The organism is Mycobacterium sp. ABE4_509, from assembly GCF_056160785.1.
The window spans coordinates 1-18,181 of sequence record NZ_JBSWXU010000029.1; the positions used below are offsets into that span (position 1 = coordinate 1).

An 18,181-nucleotide genomic window follows, 5' to 3' on the forward strand; every position below is an offset into this window, starting at 1 on the left:
CCGCAGGCCGACGGTGCCGACTGCGCCGGGCTGATCGGCGCGCTGCCCGACCAGCTGGGTGACTACCACCGAGCCGAGGTGATCGCGCCCGCCCCGGCCGGCACCGCGGCATGGCAGCCCGAGGACGGCGGTGAGGCGTTGATCCTGCGCTGCGGGCTGGACCGGCCCGCTGAGTTCACGGTCGGAAAGCCGATCCAGATGGTGGATGCGGTGCAGTGGTTCCGGGTGGGCGAAGCAGGGGTGGGAGAAGACCCCGTGGGCGAAGCAGGGGTGGGAGAAGACCCCGTGGGCGAAGCAGGGGTGGGAGAATACCCCGTGGGCGAAGCAGGGGTGGGAGAAATCCCCGTGGGCGAAGCAGGGGTGGGAGAAGACCCCGTGGGCGACCGGAGCACCTGGTACGCGGTGGACCGACCGGTCTACGTCGCGGTCACGTTGCCCGCGGGCTCGGGACCGACACCCATCCAGGTCCTCTCGACGGTGATCACCGAGACACTGCCGGCCCAGCCGATCGACCCGGCCCCGGCCCGCTGACCGCAGGCTGCGCGAGCGTACGCATTCTTCGCAAGAACCGGCGATCTTCGTCACAAACCGGACGCTCACGCGCCGGCGCGGGTCGCTAGCGAAGCCCAGTGCCCCGAGCGACCGCGGTGTCGACCATCGTGGCGAGCAGCGTCGGGTAGTCGACGCCGCTGGCGGCCCACATCCGGGGAAACATCGAGATCGTGGTGAACCCCGGCATCGTGTTGATCTCGTTGATGACCGGTCCGCCGTCGGTGAGGAAGAAGTCGACCCGGGCCAGACCCTGGCAGTCGATCGCGTGGAAGGCGCGGATCGCCAGCGCGCGGATCGCCTCGGCGACCTGGTCGTCGACCTTGGCCGGCACGTCCAGTTCCGCGCCGTCGTCGAGGTACTTGGTCTCGAAGTCGTAGAACCCGTCCTCGCGGCCCCGGATGCCGGCCACCCGGATCTCGCCGACGGTGCTGGCCTCCACGCGGCCGTCGGGAAACTCCAGCACGCCGCATTCCAGCTCCCGGCCGGCCACCGCGGCCTCGACGATCACCTTCGGGTCGTGCCGGCGTGCCATCTCGATGGCCGCGGGCAGCAGATCCCAACTCGCCACCCGGCTGACGCCGATCGAGGAACCGCCGCGGGCGGGTTTGACGAACACCGGCAACCCGAGCCGCTCACACTCCTCCAGCGAGGGCGCGGCCTGCCGCGGCCGCAGCACCACGTGGTCACCGATCGGCAGCCCCTCGGCGGCCCACAGTTTCTTGGTGAACTCCTTGTCCATCCCGGCCGCCGACGCCAGCACCCCGGCCCCGACATAGGGCACCCCGGCCAGCTCGAGCAGACCCTGGATGGTGCCGTCCTCGCCGTACGGGCCGTGCAGGACCGGAAAAACCACGTCGACGGAGGCGAGCAGGTCACCGGGGCTGTCGCTCAGCGAGACCAGCTGACCGCGCCGTTCCGGATCGGCGGCCAGGGCGAGCTCGGTGCCCGAGGACGGGGTCACCCCGGGCAGGGTGCCGTCGGTGATGGCCAAGGTCTCGGGCCGTCCGTCGGTGAGCACCCAGGAGCCCGCCGGCGTGATGCCGACCGCGACCACCTCGAAGCGCTGCGGGTCGAGGTTGCGCAGGATGCTGCCCGCGGAGACGCACGAGATCGCGTGCTCGGAGCTGCGGCCGCCGTAGACGACGGCTACACGGATGCGGGCGGTCACAACCTAGAGAGGCTACCGCCCTGCCCCACAACCGCAGGGCACGGCCGCGACGTCACGCCGGTCCGAGTGCCTGTTCCAGGTCGCTCAGCAGGTCCTCGGTGTCCTCGATGCCGAGCGAGATCCGGGCGAAACCGGCGCTGACGTCGTCACCCCACCGGGCCCTGCGGTCGATGGTGGTGTGGATGCCGCCGAAGCTGGTCGCCGACACGAGCAGCTCACTTCTGGCCACCAGCTCGTGTACCGCCTCGGCGTCGGCCAGTTCGATCGACACGAGGCCACCGAACCGGCGCATCTGCGCGGAGGCGACCGGGTGGGACGGATCGCCGGGCAGCCCGGGATAGCGCACCGAACGCACGGCCGGATGCGAGTTCAGCATCAGCGCGACCGCCGCCGCGTTCTGGCACTGACGCTCGAACCGCAGCCCCGCGCTGCCGATGCTCCGCAGCACCAGCCACGCCTCGAAGGCCCCCAGGATGGACCCGGACAGCAGGCGTTCGCGGCGCATCCGCTCGATCAGATCTGGGTGGCTGCCGGCTACGTATCCGGCGAGCACGTCGTGATGGCCGGACAACGCCTTGGTCGCGCTGCCCACCACCAGATCGGCACCCAGCGACAGCGGCTGCTGCCCGAGCGGGGTGGCGGTGGTGTTGTCCACGAGCAGCGCCGTGCCCTGGGCGCGGCAGGTCAGCGCGAGCCGGTGCAGGTCCACGACGTCGAGCCCTGGGTTCGACGGTGTCTCGGCCAGCACCACGTCGGCTCCGACGGCCGCGTCGCACATCTGGTCACACCGGGCCTGCACCACCGTGGCCCCACAGGCGGCGAGGTACTCCTCGGCGTAGGCCCGTACCTGGTAGTAGCCGTCGGCCGGGACGACCACGGTGCGGCCCGGCCCGGCGAGGACCCGCAATGCGGCCGTGAGAGCGGCCATCCCGGAACCGAACACCACCGCGCCGGTGGCACCCTCCAGCGCGGCCAGCGCCGATTCCAGCTGCCGCCACGACGGATTGGACGCCCGCCCGTAGCTGTCCGATCCGGCGTCCTCGTCGGCCGGGAGGTGATAGACCGCGGCCGGCACCGGCACCGGCCCGACGGGGGATCCCGGAATCGGTTCCGAACCAACCGCTTTGACGGTTCGGGTGGAATCGCCCGGGGTGTTGCCCACCGCGTTCATTCCGGTTTGGTGGTGCGGCCCAGAAGCAGCGCCACCGCCTCGTCGACGGACAGACCCTTGTGGCACACCCGGTGCACCGCCTCGGTCAGTGGCATCTCGACGCCATAGCTCGACGCCAGAGCCAGCACCGACTCACACGATGTGACGCCCTCGGCGACGTGGCCGCCGGTGGCGGCCAGCGCCGCGGCCATGGTGCCGCCGCGGCCGAGCCGTTCGCCGAACGAACGGTTGCGCGAGTGCGGGGACATACAGGTGGCCACCAGATCACCGATGCCGGCCAGTCCGGCCAGGGTGGCGGGCTGGGCACCCAACGCGATTCCCAGCCGCATGATCTCGGCCAGCCCCCGGGTGATGATGGCGGCCGCGGTGTTCTCCCCGAGTCCCGACCCGGCGGCCATGCCGCAGGCGAGCGCGATCACGTTCTTGCAGGCGCCCCCGATCTCGGCGCCGATCACATCCGAATTGGTGTACGGGCGGAAGTAGCCGGTGGCCATCGCGCGCTGCAACGCGACCGCCCGGCCCGAGTCGCTGCAGGCGATGACGGTGGCCGCGGGTTGCTCCTCGGCGATCTCGCTGGCCAGGTTGGGACCGGTGAGTGCGGCGACCCGGCCCTGATCGGCACCGGTCACCTGGGCGATGACCTGACTCATCCGCATCAGGGTGCCCAGTTCGACGCCCTTGGCGAGGCTGACGAGCGTGGCGTCACCGCCGATGTCGGCCGCCCATCCGGTGAGGTTGGCCCGAAGCGACTGGGACGGCACCGCCAGCAACACCGTGCAGGCTCCGGCGAGCGCTTCGGCGGGGTCGCTGGTGGCCCGCACCGCGGCCGGTAGCTCCACATCGAGGTAGTCGGGGTTGCGGTGGCTGCGGTTGATCTCGTCGGCCAACGCGGGTCGGCGGGCCCACAACGTGACGTTGTTGCCGGCGTCGGCGAGCACTTTTGCCAGCGCCGACCCCCACGCTCCTGCGCCCATCACCGCCGCCTCGACCACGGCTTCAGCGTAGCGGTGGCGGCGGGGCTGGCAGGATGGCGCTCGTGAGGACCTCGTGACCGGCAGCGACATCACCGTCGCCGACGTCGGCTTGGTGATCGCGGTGAAGCGACTCACCGCAGCCAAGACACGGCTGGCGCCGGTGTTCTCCGGCGACGACCGCGGGGACGTCGTGCTGGCCATGCTGATCGACACGATCGCCGCGGCGACGGCGGTGCCCGCGGTGGGCACCGTGGTGGTGGTCACCCCCGACGACACCGCCGCGGATGCCGCGCGCCGTCTCGGGGCGCTGGTCCTGCCCGATCCGACCCCGGCGGGACATCGCGATCCGCTGAACAGCGCGTTGCGCGCAGCCGAAGTCCGGGTGCGCCGACACTGCGCGAACGTCGTTGCATTGCAGGGCGATCTGCCCGCCCTGCGCAGCGGTGAACTCGGCGAGGCGATCACGGTGGCGCGGCGCCACCGGCGCAGCTTCGTCGCCGATCGGCACGGCACCGGAACAGCCGCGTTGTTCTCCTTCGACGCGGCACTGGACCCGCGCTTCGGACCGGACTCGGCTCAGCGGCACCGCGGCTCGGGCGCGATCGAACTCACCGGCGCGTGGCCGGGACTGCGCAACGACATCGACACCCCCGAGGACCTGGTGGCGGCGCGCGCGCTGGGCGTGGGGCGCGCCACCGTACGCGCCATCACTGCGCGATCGGAACAGTCGGTGCATATTGACCCGTCTCGGTAGCAGGAGCACCTGTCGATAGGGAATCATCAGTGCCATGACCGAAGCGCAGACGCGACCGGACAGCTCAGAAACCACCAACGGCCTACCGATGCCGACGACCGAAGCGGGGCCGGCGCCCGAGGCGCCGCCGGCCGCGACCGCGCCGCCGGTCGAGAACCTGCTGCCCGAGGACCGGTACCTCAATCGTGAGTTGAGCTGGCTGGACTTCAACGCGCGGGTGCTTGCGCTGGCGGCGGACCCGTCCATGCCGCTGCTCGAACGGCTCAAGTTCCTGGCGATTTTCGCGTCCAACCTCGACGAGTTCTACATGGTGCGGGTGGCCGGCCTGAAGCGCCGCGACGAGATGGGACTGTCGGTGCGCTCTGCCGACGGGTTGACGCCGCGTGAACAGCTGCGGCGAGTCAGCGAGCGCACCCAGCAGATCGCCAGCCGCCACGCGCGGGTGTTCCTGGACAGCGTGCGACCCGCGCTGGCTGACGAGGGCATCGTCATCGTCACCTGGGCCGAGCTCGACGATGCCGAGCGAGGTGAGCTGTCGACCTATTTCCACGAGCAGGTGTTCCCGGTGCTGACCCCGCTCGCGGTCGACCCGGCCCATCCGTTCCCGTTCGTCAGCGGCCTGAGCCTCAACCTCGCGATCACCGTCAAGCAGCCCGACGACGGTGGTCAGCACTTCGCCCGAATCAAGGTGCCCGACAACGTCGACCGGTTCGTCGAGCTGTCGGCCCGCGACGAGAAGCCCGGCGAGGTGCGCTTCCTGCCGATGGAGGAGCTCATCGCGGCCTTCCTTCCGGTGCTGTTCCCGGGCTTGGAGATCGTCGAGCACCACGCGTTCCGTATCACCCGCAACGCCGATTTCGAGGTCGAGGAGGACCGCGACGAGGATCTGCTGCAGGCGCTCGAGCGGGAGTTGGCCCGACGACGCTTCGGTTCTCCGGTGCGCCTCGAGGTCTCCGGTGACATGACCGAGGGCATGCTCGAGTTGTTGTTGCGCGAACTCGACGTCGACCCCGGTGATGTCGTCGAGGTTCCTGGCCTGCTCGATCTGTCCTCGCTGTGGCAGGTCTACGGGGTGGACCGGCCGGCGCTCAAGGACCCGCCTTTCGTTCCGGCCACTCCTCCAGCGTTCGGCGAGCGGGAGACGCCCAAGAGCATCTTCTCGGCGCTGCGCGACGGTGACGTGCTGGTGCACCACCCCTATGACTCGTTCTCGACGACGGTGCAACGGTTCATCGAGCAGGCCGCCGCAGATCCCAACGTGCTGGCCATCAAGCAGACCCTCTATCGCACCTCCGGTGATTCGCCGATCATCAACGCGCTCATCGATGCCGCCGAGGCCGGCAAGCAGGTCGTCGCGCTGGTCGAGATCAAGGCCCGGTTCGACGAACAGGCCAACATCAAATGGGCGCGTGCGCTCGAGCAGGCCGGCGTGCATGTGGTCTACGGGCTGATCGGGTTGAAGACGCACTGCAAGACCTGCCTGGTGGTGCGCCGCGAGGGCTCGATGATCCGCCGGTACTGCCATGTCGGCACCGGTAACTACAACCCGAAGACGGCACGGTTGTACGAGGACATCGGGCTGCTCACCGCCGCACCCGACATCGGCGCGGATCTGACCGACCTGTTCAACTCGCTGACCGGGTATTCGCGCAAGGAGTCCTACCGCAACCTGCTGGTCGCCCCGTACGGGGTGCGTCGGGGCATCATCGAGCGCATCGAGCGCGAGATCGCCGCCACCCGGGATGGCGCCGAGGGCCGGATCCGCCTGAAGGCCAACGCGTTGGTCGACGAGCAGGTGATCGACGCGCTGTACCGGGCTTCGCAGGCCGGGGTGCGGGTGGAGGTCGTGGTCAGGGGGATCTGTGCGTTGCGCCCAGGGGTGCCGGAGTTCTCGGAGAACATCGTGGTGCGTTCCATCCTGGGTCGCTTCCTCGAGCATTCCCGGATCATCCACTTCCGCGCCATCGACGAGTACTGGATCGGCAGCGCCGACATGATGCATCGCAATCTGGACCGCCGCGTGGAAGTGATGGCCCAGGTCAAGGATCCGCGGCTGAGCGCACAGCTCAACGACATCTTCGAATCGGCGACCGACCAGCACACCCGATGCTGGGAACTGGGCCCCGACGGTCGTTGGACGGCTTCGCCGCAGGAAGGGCAGACCGTGCGCGACCATCAGGTCTCGCTCATGGAACGGCACCGCTTCCCGTGAGATTCGGTACCGAACGCCGCAGATCCGCCGGCGCCGCGATCACCCGCAGGAGTTGAGTTGCCGAGATCGAACCCCTCGGATTCGGCCATGAGCAAGAAAACCATCCGCGCCGCAGGGGCGGTCCTGTGGCGCCCCGGTCCCAACGCCGGCGGCGACCCGGAGATCGCGATCGTGCACCGGCCCCGGTATGACGACTGGTCGCTGCCCAAGGGCAAGGTCGATCCGGGCGAGACCGAACCCGTCACCGCCGTGCGGGAAATCGAGGAAGAGACCGGCTACCGCGCGATCCTGGGCCGCCGGCTGGCGACGATCGGCTACCGCGTCGAGGGCAGCCCCAAGCGGGTGTGTTTCTGGTCGGCTCGGTGCGATCGCGGCGAGTTCCACCCCAACGAGGAGGTGGACGAGTTGAAATGGCTGCCGGCTGCAGCGGCGATGGCCGAGTTGCACTACCCGCTGGACCGCGACGTGGTCGGCCAGTTCCGCGCCGTGCCGGCCGCCACCGAGACGGTGCTGATCGTGCGGCACGCCACCGCGGGCAGCAAGTCGCGCTTTAAGGGAGACGATCGAATGCGCCCGCTGGACAAGCGCGGCCGGGCTCAAGCTGAGTCGCTGGTGGGGCAGCTGCTGGCGTTCGGTGCCGACGACCTGTTCGCGGCTGACCGGGTCCGCTGCCATCAGACGCTGGATCCGCTGGCCGAGGAGCTGGGCACGAAGATCACCAACGAACCGGCCCTGACCGAAGAGGCGTACGCGGCCGATCGGGCATCGGCCCACAGCCGCATTCTCGACATCGCCACGACCGCCGGAACGCCGGTGATCTGCAGTCAGGGCAAGGTCATCCCCCATCTCATCACCTGGTGGTGCGACCGCGACGGGGTGGAGCCCGACGATGCCCGCAACCGCAAGGGCAGCACCTGGGTGCTGTCTCTGGTGGACGGCCGGTTGGTCGCTGCGGACCACATCGACAGCCCGTTGGCATCGAAAAAGTGACCGCACAGATGAATTCAACCAGGGGTTGCGAGTCCTCGCGCCCCGGACACGAATTCGCCGCGGGCCAGGTGGGCCCGCGGCGAAATCCGTGATCTGACTACTTGCGGCCGCGCTTGGCCGGCGCCTTCTTGGCCGGCGCCTTCTTGGCCGGCGCCTTCTTCGCCGGCGCCTTCTTGGCCGGCGCCTTCTTGGCCGGCGCCTTCTTGGCTGGCGCCTTCTTCGCCGGCGCCTTCTTGACCGCGGCCTTCTTGGCCGGAGCCTTCTTGGCCGGAGCCTTCTTGGCTGGCGCCTTCTTGACCGCGGCCTTCTTGGCCGGAGCCTTCTTCGCGGGAGCCTTCTTCGCCGGCGCCTTCTTGGCGGCGGCCTTCTTCGCGGGAGCCTTCTTGGCAGCCTTCCGGGCAGTGGTGGCAGTCACACCACGCTTGACGGCAGGACCGTCTGCCGGAAGCTTCTGCGCGCCAGAGACAACCGCCTTGAACTGAGCGCCCGGACGGAACGCGGGCACGGACGTGGGCTTGACCTTCACCGTCTCGCCGGTACGCGGGTTGCGCGCGACACGCGCTGCGCGACGCCGCTGCTCGAAAACACCAAACCCGGTGATGGTCACGCTGTCGCCCTTGTGCACAGCGCGCACGATGGTGTCAACGACGTTCTCCACCGCGGCGGTGGCCTGCCGACGATCCGAGCCCATTTTCTCCGTGAGTACGTCGATGAGCTCTGCTTTATTCATGCAAAACCTCCGAAACCAGTGGCCCTACTTGGGCCGACTAGTGGACACGGTAAACCCAATGGCTGCTGATTTCCAAGAGCCACGCGCAATTTCAAGCCAAGCTAGCGAACTTTTTTCAATCCACTTGCTGCCCTTGGCCTCCAACCGAGGCCTCCAAAAGGGGCTCGTGGCGGAGGTGAATTCGCCGCTGCGGGCGCCGGCCTCAGGCCGGCAGAGTGCGCGGCTTCCAGCTCGGCCGGTCGGCCTCATAAGCCTCGATCTGATCGAGTTTCCGCAGCGTAAGGCCGATATCGTCGAGTCCCTCGAGCAATCTCCAAGCGGTGTAGTCGTCAATGTTGAACGGCACCACAACCGTTCCTGCGGTCACCGTTCGATATTGAAGATTCACACTGATTTCCAGACCCGGCTGCTGCTCGATGAGCTTCCACAACAATTCCACATCATCCTGCGCCACTTCGGCGGCCAGCAGGCCTGCCTTGCCCGCGTTGCCACGGAAGATATCAGCGAATCTCGACGAGATGACGACCCGGAATCCGAAGTCCATCAGCGCCCACACCGCATGCTCCCGGGAGGAGCCGGTCCCGAAATCGGGCCCGGCGACCAACACCGACCCGTTGTCGAAAGGGGTCTGATTCAGGATGAAGGACGGATCGTTGCGCCAGCCGGCGAACAGTCCGTCTTCGAATCCCGTTCGGGTTACGCGCTTCAAATACACCGCAGGAATGATCTGGTCGGTGTCGACGTTCGAGCGGCGCAGCGGAACGCCGATCCCGGTGTGGGTGCGGAAGGCTTCCATCGAAGAATCTCCTGATGTCCTGGTTGGTTCGAGCGGATTCAGCGGGCGGGAACGGGCGGCAGGTCCGCCGGGGAGGCCAGCGTGCCGCGCACCGCGGTGGCCGCGGCGACCGCCGGTGACACCAGATGGGTGCGGCCGCCCTTGCCCTGACGGCCTTCGAAGTTCCGGTTCGAGGTCGAGGCGCAGCGCTGCCCGGGCGAGAGCTGATCTGGGTTCATCCCCAGGCACATCGAGCATCCGGCCTGCCGCCACTCTGCTCCTGCCGCCGTGAAGATCTCGCCCAGTCCCTCGGATTCGGCCTGGGCGCGCACCCGCATCGAGCCGGGCACCACCAGCATCCGCACACCGTCGGCCACCTTGCGGCCCCGCAGCACGTCGGCGGCGACCCGCAGGTCCTCGATGCGCCCGTTGGTGCAGGAGCCGACGAACACCGTGTCCACGGTGATGTCACGCATGGCGACTCCCGGACGAAGGTCCATGTAGGCCAACGCCTTTTCAGCGGCCTGACGCTCACCCTCGTCGAGCATCAATTCCGGATCCGGGACCGACTCCGCCAGCGGCACCCCTTGACCGGGGTTGGTGCCCCAGGTCACAAAGGGACTCAACGTCGCCGCATCGAGGTAGACCTCGGTGTCGAACTCCGCACCCTCGTCGGTACGCAACCGACTCCAGGCCCCCACCGCGGCATCCCAGTCGGCGCCGGTGGGTGCATGCGGTCGGCCACGCAGGAACTCGAAGGTCGTCTCGTCGGGCGCGACCATACCTGCCCGCGCACCGGCTTCGATGCTCATGTTGCAGATCGTCATCCGGCCCTCCATGGACAGCGCTTCGATCGCACTGCCGCGGTATTCGATGACGTGCCCCTGCCCGCCGCCGGTGCCGATCTTGGCGATCACGGCCAGAATGATGTCCTTGGCGCTGACCCCGGGCGGCAACTCACCGTCGACGTTGACGGCCATCGTCTTGAACGGCCGCAGCGGCAGGGTCTGAGTGGCCAGCACATGCTCGACCTCCGAGGTGCCGATTCCCATGGCCAGCGCGCCGAAGGCGCCATGGGTGGAGGTGTGGCTGTCCCCGCACACCACCGTCGTTCCCGGCTGGGTCAAACCCAGCTGCGGCCCGATGATGTGCACGATGCCCTGTTCGGCGTCGCCCATCGGGTGCAGCCGGATGCCGAACTCCTCACAGTTGCGGCGCAACGTCTCGACCTGTGTGCGCGACACCGGATCGACGATCGGCTTGTCGATGTCGACGGTGGGCACGTTGTGGTCCTCGGTGGCGATCGTCAGATCGGGCCTGTGTACCGGCCGACCGGCCAGCCGTAGACCGTCGAACGCCTGGGGGCTGGTCACCTCGTGAACGAGATGCAGGTCGATGTAGATCAGGTCGGGCTCGCGCGCGGCGCCCTCTCCGGAGCCCAGAGCGACGACGTGGTCACTCCAGACCTTCTCGGCCATCGTTCGGGGCTGATTCGATTCGGCCATCTTGACATCTCACAATCTGGGACGACAGTATCTCCTTGTGAGACAGGATAGCGGCATCGGCGTGCTGGACAAAGCGATGGGCGTTCTCCAGGCCGTCGCAGAGTCTCCGTGCGGACTGGCCGAGCTGTGCGAGCGCACCAACCTCCCCCGGGCGACCGCGCATCGACTGGCAGTCGGCTTGGAGGCGCACCGGCTGCTGGCCCGCGACAACGACGGGCAGTGGTGTATCGGACCAGCGGTCACCGAGCTGGCACGCCATGTCAAGGATCCGCTGCTCGCGGCGGGCACCTCGGTGCTGCCCCGGCTCCGGGAGCTGACCGGCGAAAGTGTTCAGCTCTACCGCCGCGAGGGCACCGCGCGGATCTGCGTGGCCGCGCTGGAACCGTCCGCGGGCCTGCGGGACACCGTCCCGGTCGGCGCCCGCCTGCCCATGACCGCCGGTTCCGGGGCCAAAGTGCTGCTCGCCTATGCCGACCCGGCCATCCAGCAGGCAGTGCTGCCGGCGGCGACATTCACCGACCGGGCGTTGGCCGAGGTACGCAGGAAGGGATGGGCGCAGAGCGTCGCCGAGCGGGAACCGGGGGTTGCCAGCGTCTCCGCCCCGGTCCGCGACGCACGCGGGACCGTCATTGCCGCGGTGTCGGTGTCCGGCCCGATCGATCGCATCGGGCGTCGCCCCGGGGCCCGGTGGGCCACCGACCTCGTCGCCGCGGCCGACGCCCTGACCCGTCGGCTCTGACGCCACCGGGACAGCCCTGGATCGATGCCACGAGACCAGCGAATGGTTCTGGGGCAGCGCACGTTCAGGCCGCGGAGGCATCGACACCGGAAGGGGCGCGGCGCTGGCCGCGTTGCGGTGCGGGAGATCCGGCCGGCTGCGCATCCCCGTCGGCGTCCGTGGGCTCGTCGGCGTCCGCGGGCTCGTCGCCCTGCGCGGCGTCGGCCGGCGAATCCGCACCGCCGTTCTCGGCGTCACCGTGGACGATCTCGTCGTCGGCCCCTCCCTCGACACTCTCGTCATCGGCCCCGGCCTCGACACTCCCCTCGTCGACGCCCTCCCCTTCTGCGCCGCCCTCATCGGTGCGCACCTCGTCGTCCGAACCGTCCGTGTCATGGGCACGGGGTTCGGCCGCGACGTCGCGCACCTCGCCAGCGGCGCCGGGGTCACGCGGATCCGGGGCGACCGCCGGCTCATCCCCGGCGAGTGACCACGCCGGCGGCGTCGGGGTCACCGGCGCCGCCGGGGCGGCCCGCTGCGGACTGGGTTGTTGCAGCGGGTAGAACGCGTCGTTGATCGTGTTGAGCCGATCGACCTGGCCGTCGCTGAGCTGAATGCCGACCACCCGCAGAGCCACCTCGGCGACCTGGGTCAGCGGATGATCGGCGTGATAGATGAGGTAGGTGGTCCTACCGTCCCGACTGTAGAGGGTTTCGACATCGTCGATCTCGTCCAGATCGGCGTAGCTCTGCGGGCCCAGGGCCGTGTGGACAGCCAGGAAGCCGGCGGCGTTGACGATCAACGATGCGATCGGCCGGTACCAGACCCACTGGAAGTTGGCCCCCGGGTCGCCGTCGATGATCACCGATGTCACCGCCAGGTCAGCACCGGTGTCCGCGGGGTTGCGCGCCCCGTCCGGTTTCGCGCCGACGAGGCAGAACACCAAGCCCGCCAGTGGATGATCGGCCGCGAACTGCATCAGACCCCATGGGCTGCGCGGATCGGAGATCAGGACGATCTCGTCGGTGGCGGGGTCGAGGAGCGTGTCGGTATGGGCCAGGACCGCCGCATCACCGAGGGCGTCGGCGCCCTGGGAGTAGCCGGTGTAGACGACGTACGGCTTGTCGGAAGCATCACCGAGCCCTGCCATGGTCTCGAGGTTGTGGTCGACGGCAATGGCCACCGACCGGTCGTAGGTGGGGGCGAAGATCGGCAGGAGGTGACCGGACTTTCCCGAGATGATCGGCCAGAGCGATTCCGGGTAGACCACATTGACTGTTCTGAGGTCGCCCCGCATCGGATCGATCCGCTTGTAGAGGGTCGTATCGTCGGTGCCCGGGGAGTTGACCACCAGCGCGTCGGCCGGGACGTCGAAGGGTGGGTCGGTGAGCCAGCCCACCCCGCTGGCGCTGGGCTCGGCACGGCTCAGAACGGGGTCCGCGCCCGTCATCAGCTCCGCGAGAACCTCATCGGTGGTCGGCTGCCGGACCGGCATCGCCGCTTGCGCCGCGGTCGGCATCAGGACCAGAGCCGACGCACAACCGACCGAAAGGGTCTTGATCGTCCTACCGAGGATGCCCATCTGCGCCAACCCTCCCGAGCCGGGCCGGGCATCCATGCCGCTGTAGGTGAGGCGATACGGGGATCAGCCGCCGTCGTCACCGCCACCGGCGCTTCCACCTGAGCGGAGGCTCCGACCGGACTCCTACCCCACCAGTATCGGCACAGTACCCGGAAAATGGTGGCGATTTCGGCGGCTACACCGGCTGCAGGCCGAGTCGCGCGTCAACCGGTTGGACGTGAAAAAACCCGAACCCTGGGAGCAGGGTTCGGGCTGCTGCGGTGTGCCTCGATCTGGTACCCCCGATGGGATTCGAACCCACGCTACCGCCGTGAGAGGGCGGCGTCCTAGGCCGCTAGACGACGGGGGCTAGAACTCGTTTCGGACGGTCAGCATAACTCAGTCGAGAAGTCTGACCTAATCACGACAACACCGTTGACGCTCGCTGGGGTACCAGGACTCGAACCTAGAATGGCTGAACCAGAATCAGCTGTGTTGCCAATTACACCATACCCCATTGGCCGCTTGTCACCGCAGGTCACAAGCTGTTTTTCGACCCTGACACACCGCAGTGGAGCCGCGGGGCGCCGCTTCGCGGGCCGACGTGCACACTACCAAAGATTTCGGCGGTGTTTTTCACGCCTCCGGCGGGGTTGCCGCCGCGGCGAGGTCCCGCCCGGCCCGCAGCCGCGCCAGGGTGCGCTCGCGACCCAACAGCGCCAGCGACTCGAACAGCGGCGGGCTGACCGAGGAGCCGGTAGCGGCCACCCGGACCGGCCCGAACGCCTTGCGCGGTTTGAGTTGCAGTCCGTCGATCAGTGCCGCTTTCAGCGCCGCCTCGATCTCGGGGGTGCCCCATTGTTTCACCGCCTCGAGCGCCTCGAGCGCTGCAGCCAGTACCGGGGCAGCCGCGGACCGCAGCTCCTTGTTGGCCGACTTCTCGTCGAGGCTGAACTCGGCGTCGTTGAGGAACTTCAGCAGATCCCATGCATCGGCGAGTACCACGATGCGCGTCTGCACCAGTTCAGCCGCTTCGGCGAACTGTGCCGGCTCGAGCCCGGTGTCATGGCCGCGGTCGGCGAAGAAGGCGGCCAGCCGGCGCGCGAACTCGGCGGCGGGCAGCAACCGGATGTGCTCGGCGTTCAGCGCGTCGGCCTTCTTCTGATCGAACCGGGCCGGGTTGGAGTTGACATCGGCCACGTCGAACGCGGCCACCATCTCGTCCAGGCTGAACACGTCATGGTCGTCGGCGATCGACCAGCCCAGCAGAGCAAGGTAATTGAGCAGCCCTTCCGGGATGAAGCCGCGGTCGCGGTGCAGGAACAGATTCGACTGCGGATCGCGTTTGGAGAGCTTCTTGTTGCCGTCGCCGAGCACCGAGGGCAGGTGCGCGAACCGGGGAGTCGACTCGGCGACGCCGAGCCTCTCGAGCGCGGCGTAGAGCGCGAGCTGGCGCGGCGTCGACGAGAGCAGGTCCTCACCGCGCAGCACGTGGGTGATCTTCATCAGCGCGTCGTCGACCGGATTGACCAACGTGTACAACGGTTCTCCGTTGCCGCGGGTCAGCGCGAAATCGGGGATCGTGCCCGCCGGGAACGTCGTCTCTCCCCGGACCAGGTCATCCCAGGTCAAGTCGATGTCGGGCATCCGCAGCCGTACCACGGGCTGGCGGCCCTCGGCGCGGAATGCGGCCCGCTGCTCTTCGGTGAGGTCGCGGTCGAAGTTGTCGTAGCCGAGCTTCGGACTGCGACCGGCCGCCAGGTGCCTGGCCTCGACCTCATCGGCCGTCGAGAAGGCTTCGTAGGCCTCACCTGCTTCGAGCAGGCGCCCGATCACATCGGTGTAGAGGTCGCGGCGACCGGACTGACGGTACGGGCCGTAGGGTCCGCCGACCTCCGGCCCCTCGTCCCAGTCCAGGCCGAGCCAGCGCAGTGCGTCTAGCAGCGCGAGATAGCTGTCCTCGCTGTCCCGTTGGGAATCGGTGTCCTCGATGCGGAAGACGAATGTTCCGCCGGTGTGCCGGGCGTAGGCCCAGTTGAACAACGCGGTACGGATCAGCCCGACATGCGGAATGCCGGTCGGAGACGGGCAGAATCGAACGCGGACGCCTGGGCTGGTCACTGTTTCCCCTTCCGCACAACAGGATTGGTGAGAGTTCCGATTCCCTCGACGGTGATGCTCACCGTGTCGCCGTCCTCGATCGGCGCCACTCCTTCCGGAGTCCCGGTCAGGATCAGGTCCCCGGGCAGCAGTGTCATCACCCGCGAGACCCACTCCACGATGTCGCCGATGTCGTGGATCATCAGCGACGTGCGGCTGCGCTGCTTGACCTCGCCGTTGACTTCGGTGCGCAGCTCCAGGTCGGAGGGATCGACGTCGGTGACGATCCACGGCCCGACCGGGCAGAACGTGTCGTGCCCCTTGGCGCGCATCCACTGCCCGTCTTTCTTCTGCTGATCGCGGGCGGACACGTCGTTGGCGATGGTGTAGCCCAGGATGTTCTCCGCGGCGCGGGCGGCCGGAACGTCCTTACAGGGCCGGCCGATGACGATGGCCAGTTCGCCTTCGAAGTGGACCGGATGGGCGTCGGCGGGCAGTTGGATCGCGGTGTTCGGCCCGATGATCGAGGTGTTCGGCTTGAGGAAGATGATCGGGTCCTCGAAAGTGCCGCCGCCCATCTCCTCGATGTGGGCGGCGTAGTTCTTGCCCATGCAGACGACCTTGCTGGCCAGGATCGGCGCCAGCAGCCGCACATCGGCCAGCGGCCACTGCCGGCCGGTGAAGGTCGGTGCGCCGAACGGATGCTCGGCGATCTCCCGGGCGATCGCCTCGTTCGGATCGTCGGGCGGTCCCTCGACGGCGACGAAGGCGACCCCGTCGGGGCTGGCAATACGGCCTAGACGCATGCGCTCAGCCTAGTGCCCACCCGATTCGCGGCCACGACGTGCCGACACCCGGACCGGCTGTCCATATATTGAGATGGAAGTTCAATAATATGAGACGGCTGTGCGAGCATGGCTGAGTGACCGCCCCAGCCGCCAGCCCGCTTCGACGATGGTCGATCCTGGTCATAGCGCTTTCGGCGACTTTGTGCGCCAACGTGTTCATCAACGGCGCGGCATTCCTCATTCCGACACTGCACGACGAGCGCGGCCTCGATCTCGCGTCGGCCGGGCTGCTCGCGGCGCTGCCCAGCCTGGGCATGGTGGCGACCTTGATCGCCTGGGGATACGCCGTGGACCGGTTCGGCGAGCGGCTGGCTCTGGCGTTGGGTTCGGCACTGACCGCTGCCGCCGGTCTCGCCGCCGCGGCCGCCTCCTCCCTGCTCGCCGTCGGGGTGTGCCTGTTTCTCGGCGGGATGGCGGCCGCGAGCAGCAACGTTGCCAGCGGCCGGTTGGTAGTGGGGTGGTTCGACGCGCAGCGGCGCGGCCTGGTGATGGGGATCCGCCAGACCGCCCAGCCGTTGGGCGTCGGCGTCGGCGCCCTGGTGATGCCGCGGCTCGCCGAACACCACGGCATCGCCGCCGCACTGCTGTTCCCCGGCGTGGTCTGCGCCGTGGCCGCAGCCGTGTCCGCGGTGGCCATCGTGGATCCGCCCCGGCCGCAGCGCGCCCAGGCCGCCGTCGCTGAACTGGCCAATCCCTACCGCGGCTCGCCGCTGCTGTGGCGCATCCACCTGGTCTCGGTCCTGCTGGTGGTTCCGCAGGTCCTGGTGTGGACGTTCACCCTGGTGTGGCTGATCGACGACCGCGGCTGGTCACCGGGCTCGGCCGGCCTGCTGGTCATGATCGCCCAGTTCCTCGGCGCCGGCGGGCGGATCGCCGCAGGCCGGTGGGCGGATGCCGTCCTGCGGCGCAGCGGTGACGCACTGGGATCCCGGCTGCGCCCGATCCGCGCCATCGCCATCGCCGCTGCGGCGGCCATGGCGCTGCTGGCGCTGACCGACTGGATGGAATCGCCGGTCAGCGTCGCGCTGATCGTCGCCGCGTCGGTGATCACCGTCTCCGACAACGGCCTGGCCTTCACCGCGATCGCCGAGATCGCCGGACCGTTCTGGAGTGGGCGGGCGCTCGGGGCCCAGAACACCAGCCAGCTGCTGACCGCCGGACTGGCACCGCCGGCCTTCGGCGCACTGATCGGAATCGCCGGCTACCCCCTGACTTTCGCGGTGTGCGCGCTGTTCCCGGTGCTGGCCGTCCCGGTGATCCCGGTGGCACTGGCCGCAGCCTTGGACCGGCGCACCGACTGAGCCGGGAGGACCGCCCACCGTGACGTCGCATTCCCGCCAGCTCCACCACCGAGTTCCCGGCATCGTGAGGTGAGACGACGGAAGGGAATCATGGGCGAAATCGTGCTGGTCACCGGAGGGTCCCGCGGGATCGGGTTCGAGACCGCGGCCGCGCTGGGCCGGTCGGGAGCGTCGGTGATCATCACCGGGCGATCGACCCGGTCCGTCGAACCGGCGGCTGCCGTGCTGGCCGGCGAAGGCGTCGACGTCGACTCCGCGGTTCTGGACGTGACGTCCTACCCCGACGTCGTCCGACTGGCCGAGACGGTGCGAGCGCGCCACGGACTTCTCGACGTCCTGGTCAACAATGCCGGCGTCGCCGGCGAGTGGACCTTTCCCGGCGCCGGGTACGTCGATCCGCGGGCGGCGCGCATCACCCTGGACACCAATGTCCTCGGGGTTCTGCACATGGTCGAGGCTTTCCTGCCGCTGCTTCGCTGCAGCGCCGCCGGACGCATCGTCAACGTGTCGTCCTACATGGGCTCGCTGGCAATACAGGCCGGCGCCGGCGCAGACGACCTCGTCGTACCCGCCTACCAGGCGTCCAAGGCGGCACTCAACAGCATCACACTGACCCTGTCGAAGAGCCTGGCCGGCACGGCGATCAGCGTGGTGTCGGTCGACCCGGGGTTCGTGCAGACCGACTTCTCACCGATCAACCGGGCCCAGGCCCCGCTGACCGCCGCTCAGGGGGCTGAGCCGGTCGTACGCGCGGCAGCAGGCGGAGCGGCATCCGGCTCGTTCGTCAGCCGCGACGGCGTACTGCCCTGGTGAGCACCGAGG

The 18,181-nt window shown here is 68.7% G+C and carries 16 protein-coding genes and 2 tRNA genes; 7 read left to right on the forward strand and 11 right to left on the reverse strand.

Translation table 11 applies throughout. The annotated features are described in order from the left end of the window. Positions 1–30 precede the first annotated feature (30 nt). Positions 31–531 carry a DUF3515 domain-containing protein gene (locus ACXAID_RS09005; protein WP_475021890.1) on the forward strand — a complete coding sequence of 167 codons (501 nt, stop codon included), beginning with the start codon at positions 31–33 and terminating at the stop codon, positions 529–531. 85 nt (positions 532–616) lie between these two features. Here the strand turns inward: ACXAID_RS09005 and ACXAID_RS09010 are convergent, their stop codons facing one another. From ACXAID_RS09010 to ACXAID_RS09020, 3 genes are read right to left on the reverse strand one after another with little or no spacing between them, the layout of a single operon-like run. Next, positions 617–1,720, reverse strand: coding sequence for a D-alanine--D-alanine ligase family protein (locus tag ACXAID_RS09010; protein ID WP_475021858.1), 1,104 nt, complete (start codon positions 1,718–1,720; stop codon positions 617–619). A 52-nt stretch (positions 1,721–1,772) separates the two neighbouring features. Continuing rightward, positions 1,773–2,882: a cystathionine gamma-lyase gene (locus ACXAID_RS09015; protein ID WP_475021891.1), complete on the reverse strand. Its 1,110-nt coding sequence runs from the start codon at positions 2,880–2,882 to the stop codon at positions 1,773–1,775. 5 nt (positions 2,883–2,887) lie between these two features. Continuing rightward, entirely contained in the window at positions 2,888–3,865 is a 978-nt protein-coding gene (locus ACXAID_RS09020; RefSeq protein ID WP_475021892.1) for an NAD(P)H-dependent glycerol-3-phosphate dehydrogenase, read from the reverse strand. 73 nt (positions 3,866–3,938) lie between these two features. Here ACXAID_RS09020 and cofC point away from each other — a divergent pair, with 73 nt between their 5' ends. The 3 genes from cofC to mutT1 all read left to right on the forward strand — a co-directional run bounded on the left by cofC (position 3,939) and on the right by mutT1 (position 7,821). Next, positions 3,939–4,619, forward strand: a complete 681-nt coding sequence (gene cofC, locus ACXAID_RS09025; RefSeq protein WP_475021859.1) for a 2-phospho-L-lactate guanylyltransferase — start codon at positions 3,939–3,941, stop codon at positions 4,617–4,619. A gap of 88 nt (positions 4,620–4,707) precedes the next feature. Continuing rightward, positions 4,708–6,831, forward strand: a complete 2,124-nt coding sequence (locus ACXAID_RS09030) for an RNA degradosome polyphosphate kinase (RefSeq protein WP_475021893.1) — start codon at positions 4,708–4,710, stop codon at positions 6,829–6,831. A gap of 87 nt (positions 6,832–6,918) precedes the next feature. Continuing rightward, a complete protein-coding gene (gene mutT1, locus ACXAID_RS09035) occupies positions 6,919–7,821 on the forward strand; it encodes an 8-oxo-(d)GTP phosphatase MutT1 (protein WP_475021860.1) in 903 nt (300 codons plus the stop codon). 97 nt (positions 7,822–7,918) lie between these two features. On the opposite strand, the gene ACXAID_RS09040 is transcribed toward mutT1, so the two are convergent. The 3 genes from ACXAID_RS09040 to leuC form a co-directional block, all read right to left on the reverse strand. Beyond that, on the reverse strand, positions 7,919–8,551 hold the full coding sequence (locus ACXAID_RS09040; protein ID WP_475021861.1) for an HU family DNA-binding protein: 633 nt from the start codon (positions 8,549–8,551) through the stop codon (positions 7,919–7,921). A 202-nt stretch (positions 8,552–8,753) separates the two neighbouring features. Beyond that, a complete protein-coding gene (gene leuD, locus ACXAID_RS09045; RefSeq protein WP_475021862.1) occupies positions 8,754–9,347 on the reverse strand; it encodes a 3-isopropylmalate dehydratase small subunit in 594 nt (197 codons plus the stop codon). 38 nt (positions 9,348–9,385) lie between these two features. Further along, positions 9,386–10,831, reverse strand: coding sequence for a 3-isopropylmalate dehydratase large subunit (gene leuC, locus ACXAID_RS09050; RefSeq protein ID WP_475021863.1), 1,446 nt, complete (start codon positions 10,829–10,831; stop codon positions 9,386–9,388). 37 nt (positions 10,832–10,868) lie between these two features. On the opposite strand from leuC, the gene ACXAID_RS09055 reads away from it, so the two are divergent. Next, positions 10,869–11,570 carry an IclR family transcriptional regulator gene (locus ACXAID_RS09055; RefSeq protein ID WP_475021864.1) on the forward strand — a complete coding sequence of 234 codons (702 nt, stop codon included), beginning with the start codon at positions 10,869–10,871 and terminating at the stop codon, positions 11,568–11,570. 64 nt (positions 11,571–11,634) lie between these two features. On the opposite strand, the gene ACXAID_RS09060 is transcribed toward ACXAID_RS09055, so the two are convergent. From ACXAID_RS09060 to ACXAID_RS09080, 5 genes are all read right to left on the reverse strand, one after another. Next, the gene (locus ACXAID_RS09060) at positions 11,635–13,167 is read right to left on the reverse strand and encodes an alpha/beta hydrolase family protein (RefSeq protein WP_475021865.1); all 1,533 of its coding nucleotides are present in this window, start codon (positions 13,165–13,167) and stop codon (positions 11,635–11,637) included. Between the two features lie 237 nt (positions 13,168–13,404). Further along, a tRNA-Glu gene (locus ACXAID_RS09065) sits at positions 13,405–13,480 on the reverse strand. A gap of 75 nt (positions 13,481–13,555) precedes the next feature. Next, positions 13,556–13,627 (reverse strand) — tRNA-Gln (locus ACXAID_RS09070). A gap of 119 nt (positions 13,628–13,746) precedes the next feature. After that, positions 13,747–15,231, reverse strand: a complete 1,485-nt coding sequence (gene gltX, locus ACXAID_RS09075) for a glutamate--tRNA ligase (RefSeq protein WP_475021866.1) — start codon at positions 15,229–15,231, stop codon at positions 13,747–13,749. Then, a complete protein-coding gene (locus tag ACXAID_RS09080; RefSeq protein WP_475021867.1) occupies positions 15,228–16,016 on the reverse strand; it encodes a fumarylacetoacetate hydrolase family protein in 789 nt (262 codons plus the stop codon). The genes gltX and ACXAID_RS09080 overlap by 4 nt, the downstream gene beginning before the upstream one ends. A 116-nt stretch (positions 16,017–16,132) precedes the next feature. Between ACXAID_RS09080 and ACXAID_RS09085 the strand changes: the two genes are divergently transcribed. Together ACXAID_RS09085 and ACXAID_RS09090 are read left to right on the forward strand one after the other, a co-directional pair. Further along, a complete protein-coding gene (locus ACXAID_RS09085; protein WP_475021868.1) occupies positions 16,133–17,359 on the forward strand; it encodes an MFS transporter in 1,227 nt (408 codons plus the stop codon). A gap of 90 nt (positions 17,360–17,449) precedes the next feature. After that, the gene (locus tag ACXAID_RS09090; protein ID WP_475021869.1) at positions 17,450–18,172 is read left to right on the forward strand and encodes an SDR family NAD(P)-dependent oxidoreductase; all 723 of its coding nucleotides are present in this window, start codon (positions 17,450–17,452) and stop codon (positions 18,170–18,172) included. Positions 18,173–18,181 lie beyond the last annotated feature (9 nt).